This window comes from Lactobacillus ultunensis DSM 16047, from assembly GCF_001436305.1.
Taxonomy (GTDB): Bacteria; Bacillota; Bacilli; order Lactobacillales; family Lactobacillaceae; genus Lactobacillus; species Lactobacillus ultunensis.
In genome coordinates this window covers 1-8725 of sequence record NZ_AZFO01000052.1, presented here as the reverse complement: position 1 = coordinate 8725, position 8725 = coordinate 1, and the positions used below count along the sequence as shown (strand labels likewise).

Sequence of the window (8725 nt, the reverse complement as noted above, 5' to 3'; positions counted from 1 at the left end):
TTTAACTAGCACCACGCGTATAATAGTAATTTTTCATTATAAATTGCACATAGTTTGAGTAATCTTTATAATGCTACATATGGAGGTATTTAAATGAATATTGGTCTTTATACCGATACATATTTTCCCCAAATAAGTGGAGTAGCTACTTCAATAAAAACGCTAAAGGATGCGTTGGAAAAACAGGGACATAATGTATTTATTTTTACAACGACGGATCCCAACGTTAAAAAGGGGACGGTCGAACCCAATGTCTTTCGTTTTAGTAGTATACCTTTTGTTTCATTTACAGATCGTAGAATTGCTTTTCGTGGTTTGTTTGAAGCAACTAAGGTGGCTAAAGAAGTAAATCTTGATATAGTTCATACTCAAACTGAATTTGCATTAGGTACGATTGGTAAGTATGTAGCACACCAATTAGATATTCCCGCAATTCATACTTATCACACAATGTATGAAGATTATTTGCATTACATTCTTAATGGACATTTGCTTCGCCCATATCATGTAAAACAATTTGTTAAAAGCTATTTAAAAAATATGGATGGTTGCATTGCTCCAAGTGGACGTGTAGAGGAATTATTACGGCGCTATGGTGTTCAAATTCCTATTAGGGTTATTCCTACTGGTGTGGATATTCAAAGCATGAACTCCGATTCAAAACGTGATGTTCGGAAAGATTTAGGGATTGCACAAGATGCACCTGTAATCTTGACCTTAAGCAGAATAGCTGCTGAAAAGAAAATTGGTCATATCTTGAATGTCATGCCAGATATCGTTGAGCAATTTCCAAATATCAAATTTGTGATCGCTGGAGATGGTCCCGATGTGGATATCTTAAAGGAACAGGTTGAACGCCTAACTCTAGAAGATTATGTGATCTTTGCTGGAAACGTTGATCATGGTGATGTCGGGAATTACTACCGCATGGCTGATCTCTTTGTTTCTGCTAGTGATACTGAAACGCAAGGTCTTACTTATATTGAAGCTTTGGCTGCTGGTACTCCTTGTGTGGTATATGATACTGATTACACTGAAAATATTTTTGATCAAGAAATTTTTGGTCGGACCTTTACCACACAAAAAGAAATGCTCACAGAAATTATTGAATTGCTTAAACAGGGACGAAGAAAAATTCCTCAAGAGATTTTGCAAAATAAGTTGCAAAGTATTTCATCAGATCAATTTGCAACTAATGTACATGATTTTTATCAATACGCAATTGATCATTATCAACCTAAACATGAAGAGATATAAAAAGAGGATATAGATGATTAGAATTAATATGTTCTCTCAAGCTGATTCAGTTAAAGGGCAGGGTGTAGGTTCTGCTTATAATGAATTAATTAGATTGCTGAGAACACGCTTAGTAGAAGAATTTTATGTAACGATTAATAAATATGGTAATAGTGATTTAACGCATTATCATACGATTAATCCGACTTATTACGCTAATAGTTTTTCGCCAGCTCGTGGTAGAAAAATTGGTTATGTACACTTTTTACCAGATACGTTAGAAGGTTCCATTAAACTACCTGGTTTTGCTAAAAAAATCTTTTATCAGTATGTGATTGATTTTTATCAACGGATGGATCAGATTGTTGTTGTCAATCCGATTTTTATTGATAAATTGGTGAATTATGGAATTGATCGTAATAAGGTCAAATATATCCCTAATTTTGTTTCTAAAACTGAATTCTATAAAGAATCATTAGCAAGTAAAAATGCCTTTCGTCATCAACTTCAAATTCCACTTGATGAATTTGTTGTATTTGGCGATGGTCAAGTGCAAGAACGTAAGGGTATCGATGATTTTGTTAAAATGGCTCAAGCTAACCCAGATGTACAATTCATTTGGGCAGGTGGTTTTTCATTTGGCAAAATTACCGATGGCTATAACCATTACAAGGAAATGGTAGATAATCCACCAAAGAATTTAACTTTTGCTGGGATTGTGGATCGAACACAATTAGTTAAGTATTTAAATATTGCAGATTTATTTGTGTTGCCATCATATGATGAGCTTTTCCCAATGTCTGTACTTGAAGCATTCAGCTGTGGTACGCCCGTTTTGTTAAGAGACTTGGATCTTTATAAGGTAATCATTGACGGTTACTACATGTGTGGTAAAGACTTTGGTGAAATGAACCAAATTTTGCAAAAGGCAGTAAAGGATCCAAATTTGCTGAAAAAATATGGTGAATTATCACTTAAGGCTAGTGAAGAATATTCTGAGGATCATTTAGCCAAAATTTGGGATGAATTTTATCATGAGCAATACAAATTAGGCAAAGAGTTAGGACAAATTCATTAATGAATAAAAAACATTTATGGGGCATCTTGATTGTTTTAGCAATCAGTGCCTTTGTGCTTTATACAGACTTAAAGGCAACACCACTATCCGAAATTTTAAAGGCAGCTCATGGTCTTAATGTTTTCGCATTGATTATGGTGTTTGGCTTGATGCTTTTATCTTATGTTTGTGAAGCTGGGATTTTAGCAACGTTAGCTCACCGTAAGAAAGAACCAAAAAGATCAGCTTGGTCATTTTTGCGAATACCAATTATTCAAGCGCTTTTCAATGCAATTACGCCAATGTCGACTGGTGGGCAACCATCGCAATTAGCTGCCATGATCCAGATGGGAATGGAAGGCGGACGTTCAACTTCGATTTTGTTAATGAAATTTATTATTTATCAGATCGTTGTCTTTTTTGCTTACATTGTCACCATTATCTTTGGTTTTCACACCGTAATGACTAAATTTGCTGGATTGGCTATTTTCATTGCTATTGGCTTTTTAATTCACATTAGTTCAATTATATTTTTGCTAGCAATTATGTTTGCTTATCGTTTTACTAAGAGAGCAACTAATTGGTTAATGAATTTGTTAGCTAAATTTATGAACAAGCAGCATGTCGAAAAATGGCGTAAAGCTACTTTAGAAAAAATTGATACCTTTTATGAAGAAAGCCAAAAGCTAAAGAAAGAAAAGAAGAAGTTAGTAATTGCATCAGTACTAACAATCTTGCAGTTATTGTTCTTTTATTCTATTCCGTTTATGGTATTAACAGCGCTAAATGTACCGTGTTCTTGGAGTAAAGTTACGCAAATGAATATCATGATTATTATGTTCATGGCGATCATTCCAATTCCAGGAGCTTCGGGTGGAGCAGAATATAGTTTTCAAACTTTATTTACGACTTTCGTATCTTCACATGGCGCTCTAATTTTAGCTATGTTTGTTTGGCGTTTTTCAACTTACTTTTTCGGGATGATTTTAGGAATCTTCGGTTGGATTTTTAAACCTAAAAAGATAAAAAGTACAGAAAGTGATTAATTTTTATTAAAGTAAATGCGTCTTGCTCAAATCCGTAGTAAGATAAAATATCGAAATGAAAGGAGAGAGCAATGGAACGTACCAAGTCTTTTTTTAAATGGCTAACGCACACCAAGCTTGGCTTTTTTACAATTGTTTTAGTTTTATTTTGGCTAAAAACATATTTTATTTATTTAACTAAGTTCAATTTGGGTGCAGTTGGCCCGATGCAGCAGTTTTTGCTCTTGTTTAACCCTATTCCTTCAGGGATGCTGCTGTTAGGGATTGGTCTATTCTTTAAGGGACGAAAATCGTATTGGATTATTCTGATAATTGATTTTCTGCTGACACTATGGCTTTTCTCAAATATTCTTTATTATCGTGAGTTTTCTAATTTCTTATCTTGTTCGATTATTAAAACTTCCGGTTCAACTTCTGATAACTTGGGGAAAAGTATTGCAGGGATTACCTTAGCCAGCGACTTCCTGGCTTTTGCAGATATTGCAGCTGTAATTGTCATGTTGCTCACCAAAGTAATTAAGATGGACGTACGTCCATTAAAATTAAAAGTCAATCTATTAATCGAAGTCTTAGCAGTTAGTTTGATGGGTTTGAATTTGCTGATGGCTCAAAAAGACCGTTCAGGTCTGTTAACTAGAACTTTTGATAATAACTATATTGTCAAATATCTAGGGATTAATGAATATGCCATTTATGACGGTTATAAGACGGCCCAAACTAGTGCACAAATGGCTAAGGCTAATGTATCGGATTTACGGTCAGTTAAAAATTATTTGAAGAATAATGCAGTTAAACCAAATCCTGAATACACTGGCGTAGCTAAAGGAAAGAACGTCTTAGTAATTCACTTAGAGAGTTTCCAACAGTTTTTAATTGGCTACAAATGGAAGGGCAAAGAAGTTACTCCTAACTTGAATAAGATTTATCATGCCAAAGATACAATTAGTTTTGATAATTTCTTTAATCAAGTAGGGCAAGGGAAAACTTCAGATGCTGAAATGATGCTTGAAAATTCTCTGTTTGGCTTACAATCGGGTTCAGCAATGTCCACTTATGGTACTTCCAATACTTTTGAAAGTGCACCAGCCATTTTGCATCAAGAAGCAGGCTATACGACTGCCGTTATGCACGGTGGAGCAGGTTCATTCTGGAACCGGAACAATGCTTACAAGTCATTTGGTTATCAGTATTTCATGCCGCTCTCGTTCTACAAAAACAAACCAAGTTACTACATCGGTTATGGTCTGAAAGATAAGATCTTCTTTGATCAATCAATCAAATACATTGAACGTTTGCCGCAGCCATTCTATTTGAAGATGATTACGGTTACTAACCACTACCCATACGATCTTGATAAGAAGAATCAGACGATTGATAAAACCAATACGGGGGATGAAACCGTTGATGGCTATGTTCAAACCGCACATTATCTGGATCAAGCAATTGGTGAGTTGATGCGGTGGATGAAGAAGACTGGTCTTGATAAAAAGACCTTAATCGTCTTCTATGGTGATCACTATGGTATTTCTGGTAACCACCACAAGGCCAGTGCACAATTGCTTAAAAAGAAATCATTTAATGATTTTGATAATTTGCAGTTTCAACGTGTACCTTTGATGTTCCATATGAAAGGACTCAAAGGTGGAATTGACCACACTTATGGTGGTGAAATCGATGTTTTGCCTACTTTGCTTAACTTGCTAGGTGTTAACGATAAAGGAACTATTCAGTTTGGTCATAATTTGCTTAGCAGGGATGCGCCACAAATTGTAGCTCAAAGAAACGGTGACTTTATCACACCTGAATATTCTAAAGTGGGTAGCGATTATTACGATACCAAGACTGGTAAAGAAATTAAGCCTGATAAGAAATTGAAGGCAAAATTAACGGCAATTTCCAACAAGGTGACAACACAATTATCTTTGTCTGATCGTGTAATCAATGGTAATTTATTGCGGTTCTATCGTCCAAAATGGTTTACCAAAGTTAAGCCTAAAGACTATGACTACAACAAAGAGCCATCTTTGAAGCGTTTGTTTAATGATCCAAGTAAAACTTCATTATGGTATCAAAATCATAAGAAGACCACGCAAAAAGATTTCAAGACAGATGCACCAGAGCTGAAAAAATAACTGCAAAAAGTAATGGTTTGTGGTAAAATTGACAAGTAAATCGTATGTGTGTATTGGAGGCAGCGCATTGTATAATTTAGTTATGACGCTACTAATTATTGTCTCAATCTTAATTGTTATTGCGACAATGATGCAGCCACAAAAACAACAAGATGCATTGAACGCCTTATCTGGCGGTGCCGTTTTTAGTGGTCAAACCAAAAAACGTGGTTTTGAAGCATTTATGGAAAAAGTAACCTCAGTTTTATTGGTTCTCTTTTTCGTCTTTGCTATAATCTTAGCTTACATGTCTTCAAAATAAATTTTGTACCTCCCGATCAAAATATGATGGGGAGGCTTTTTTTATATTAAATAAAGATCGGAGATTAACTACATGGCACAAAACGAAAAAATTTTGGCCGGTGTTTTAGAAATTTTTCGCCATAATCCACAAAAACAATATCGTGTAGATCAAATTGAACGAGAAGCACGTCGTGAACGATTAGGTAATTTTACAGAATTAATTAAAGCTCTTTCTTTCTTAGAGCATGAAAAGAAAATTATTACTGATGGTAAGGGCCAATATCAATTAGCTCAAGAAAATACAATCGTTGAAGGTATTTTCAAAGCAAATGATAAGGGCTTTGGTTTCGTTAAATTAGATGATGAAGATGCAGATGATGTCTTTATTGCGGCAGATTATACCAAGTACGCTGTTGATGGTGATCAAGTTAAGGTAAAAATCACCGCTGGCGGTAATCCATGGAATGGCAAAGGTCCTGAAGGTCAAGTAGAGGAAATTCTTGAACGAGGTCTTGAGACTCTAGTTGGTGAATTTCATCCATTGACAGATGAGCAAAGAAAAATTAGTCATTTTATTGGTTATGCTTTAAGCAACAATAAGAAATTACATAAGTATCGTGTTTACTTATCTGAAAATGGTTTAATACCTCAAATGGGTGACATGGTTAAGGTTTCTATTAAGGATTATCCAGATGAGGAAAATCCTGAATCGATGACTGGTGCAGTTATCAAGATTATTGGTAACAAGAATGATCCTGGCGTAGATATCATGTCAATTGTGTCAGCTCATGATGTAAGAACTGATTGGCCAGAAGACGCAATGGCACAAGCAAATGCTATACCAGATCATGTTACTGAAGAAGAGAGAAAGGGTAGAGTCGATATTACGGATCAACCTGCTGTTACTATTGATGGGGATGATTCTAAAGATTTCGACGATGCTGTAGTCTTATGGAAATTGCCTAATGGCAACTATCATTTAGGTGTTCATATTGCAGATGTTTCTCACTATGTTACTGAAAATACACCATTGAATAAGGAAGCCTTTGCTCGGGGCAATAGTACTTATTTAGTCGATCGAGTAATTCCAATGTTGCCGTTTAGACTTTCAAATGGCATTTGTTCCTTAAATGAGGGCGTAGACCGCCTTGTTTTGTCCTGTGATATGGAAATCACGCCTGAAGGTAAGAGAGTAGGCTACAAGATTTATCCTTCTGTTATGCGCTCACATGGCCGTATGACTTATAACAAGGTTAATCAGACTCTTAAAGGTGATATGGATGGCTTAGAGGACAAGTATGTCAAATTACGTCCAATGTTGGAAGAAATGGCAGATTTGCATGCTATTTTATACAAACAGCGTCATAAACGTGGTGCAATCGACTTTGAGGAACCAGAAGCAAAGATTATTGTCGATGATCAAGGTAAGCCAACAGACATCGTTTTGCATGAACGTGGTACTGCTGAAAAGATGATTGAATCGTTTATGTTGATGGCAAATGAGACTGTGGCCGAGGATTTCTTTAGAAAGCATGTCCCATTCTTGTACCGTGTTCACGAAACACCAGATTCTGAAAGAATTAAGAATTTCTTTGAGTTCTGTAGTGCTTTTGGGTTGAATATCCATGCAGATCCAAATAATGTTAAACCACTGGATTTGCAAAAAGTGGTAACTAAGACCATTGGTACGCCTGAAGAAGCCGTAGTCCAAATGATGATGTTGCGTAGCTTAAAGCAGGCTCGTTATTCAGAAGAAGCATTGGGTCACTTTGGCTTAGCTGCTAAATACTATACTCACTTTACTTCACCAATTAGACGTTATTCTGATTTAATGGTTCACCGTATGATCCATGCATATCAAGAACAGGGGATGAGTGAAGATATTCAAAAGCATTTTGCTGGTTATTTGCCAGACGTTGCTGAACAGACCTCAACTCAGGAAAGACGTTCAATTGATACTGAACGTGAAGTAAATGATCTGAAGATGACTGAATATATGGCCGACCAAGTTGGTCAGCATTTTGATGCTGTAGTTTCTTCAGTTACTAGTTTTGGGATGTTTATTCAATTGCCTAATACCGTTGAAGGATTAGTGCATATTTCTAACTTAACTGATGATTTTTATAGTTTTAATGAAAAATCATTGACTTTAACTGGTCGTGGTACGCATAAGCAATATAAGATTGGGATGCCAATTAAGGTAACCCTTATTAATGCTAATGTCGAACAACATCAACTTGATTTTGAAGTTTATGATCCGAATGCACCTAAGAAGAAGCATAATGATCGTGGCATGAACAATCGTCGTCGTGGCAATCGAGGCTTCCGTAACAATCATGGCCATCGTGGTGGCGGAAACTACAATAGTCGTGGAGATCGTAGGAGTCGTGAACACGGTAACAGAAGAAATTTTAGACATTAAGGATTGATCTTAATGAAAGAGAAAAAAGAAGAAAATTTAATTGCGCAAAATAAAAAGGCACGGCATGATTATTTCATTAAGGAAACCGTAGAAGCTGGAATAGCTTTAACTGGAACTGAAATTAAATCTGTGCGTGCTAGAAGAATTAATCTGCGTGATGGCTATGTTCAAATTATTAACGGTTCTGCTTTTTTAGAAAATGTTCATATTAGTGAATATAAGCAAGGAAATCGTTATAACCATGAACCGCTTAGAAGCAGACGTCTTCTTTTGCACAAAAAGGAAATTAACCGTTTAGCTAAGGCTCAAGCAGAACGAGGAATAGCTATTATTCCGTTGAAAGTTTATTTAAAACATGGTTTTGCTAAAGTCTTAATTGGCGTAGGTCAAGGTAAGAAAGAATATGACAAGCGTCAAACCATTAAAGAGAGAGACCAAAAGCGGGAGATTCGTCGCAAATATGGTATTTAAAGAAGTTCGTAATCGAAAGATTGCGAACTTCTTTGTTTTTTTACAGAAATTTTCAAAAAATTTTGCTGTTTTTTGCTAG

Annotated in this window: 7 protein-coding genes; all 7 read left to right on the top strand. The window is 35.7% G+C overall.

Features of this window, described 5'->3' with window-relative positions:
• Nucleotides 1-93: 93 nt before the first annotated feature.
• Entirely contained in the window at nucleotides 94-1257 is a 1164-nt protein-coding gene (locus FC57_RS09900; RefSeq protein ID WP_007127091.1) for a glycosyltransferase family 4 protein, read from the top strand.
• A gap of 13 nt (nucleotides 1258-1270) precedes the next feature.
• A complete protein-coding gene (locus FC57_RS09895) occupies nucleotides 1271-2314 on the top strand; it encodes a glycosyltransferase family 4 protein (protein ID WP_007127090.1) in 1044 nt (347 codons plus the stop codon).
• A complete protein-coding gene (locus FC57_RS09890; RefSeq protein WP_007127089.1) occupies nucleotides 2314-3339 on the top strand; it encodes a lysylphosphatidylglycerol synthase transmembrane domain-containing protein in 1026 nt (341 codons plus the stop codon). The genes FC57_RS09895 and FC57_RS09890 overlap by 1 nt, the downstream gene beginning before the upstream one ends.
• Nucleotides 3340-3410: 71 nt before the next feature.
• Entirely contained in the window at nucleotides 3411-5471 is a 2061-nt protein-coding gene (locus FC57_RS09885) for an LTA synthase family protein (RefSeq protein ID WP_007127088.1), read from the top strand.
• 67 nt (nucleotides 5472-5538) lie between these two features.
• Nucleotides 5539-5772, top strand: coding sequence for a preprotein translocase subunit SecG (secG, locus tag FC57_RS09880; RefSeq protein WP_005722499.1), 234 nt, complete (start codon nucleotides 5539-5541; stop codon nucleotides 5770-5772).
• A 72-nt stretch (nucleotides 5773-5844) separates the two neighbouring features.
• Nucleotides 5845-8175, top strand: coding sequence for a ribonuclease R (gene rnr, locus FC57_RS09875; RefSeq protein ID WP_007127087.1), 2331 nt, complete (start codon nucleotides 5845-5847; stop codon nucleotides 8173-8175).
• A gap of 12 nt (nucleotides 8176-8187) precedes the next feature.
• On the top strand, nucleotides 8188-8646 hold the full coding sequence (gene smpB / locus FC57_RS09870) for an SsrA-binding protein SmpB (RefSeq protein WP_007127086.1): 459 nt from the start codon (nucleotides 8188-8190) through the stop codon (nucleotides 8644-8646).
• The last annotated feature ends 79 nt before the right edge of the window (nucleotides 8647-8725 follow it).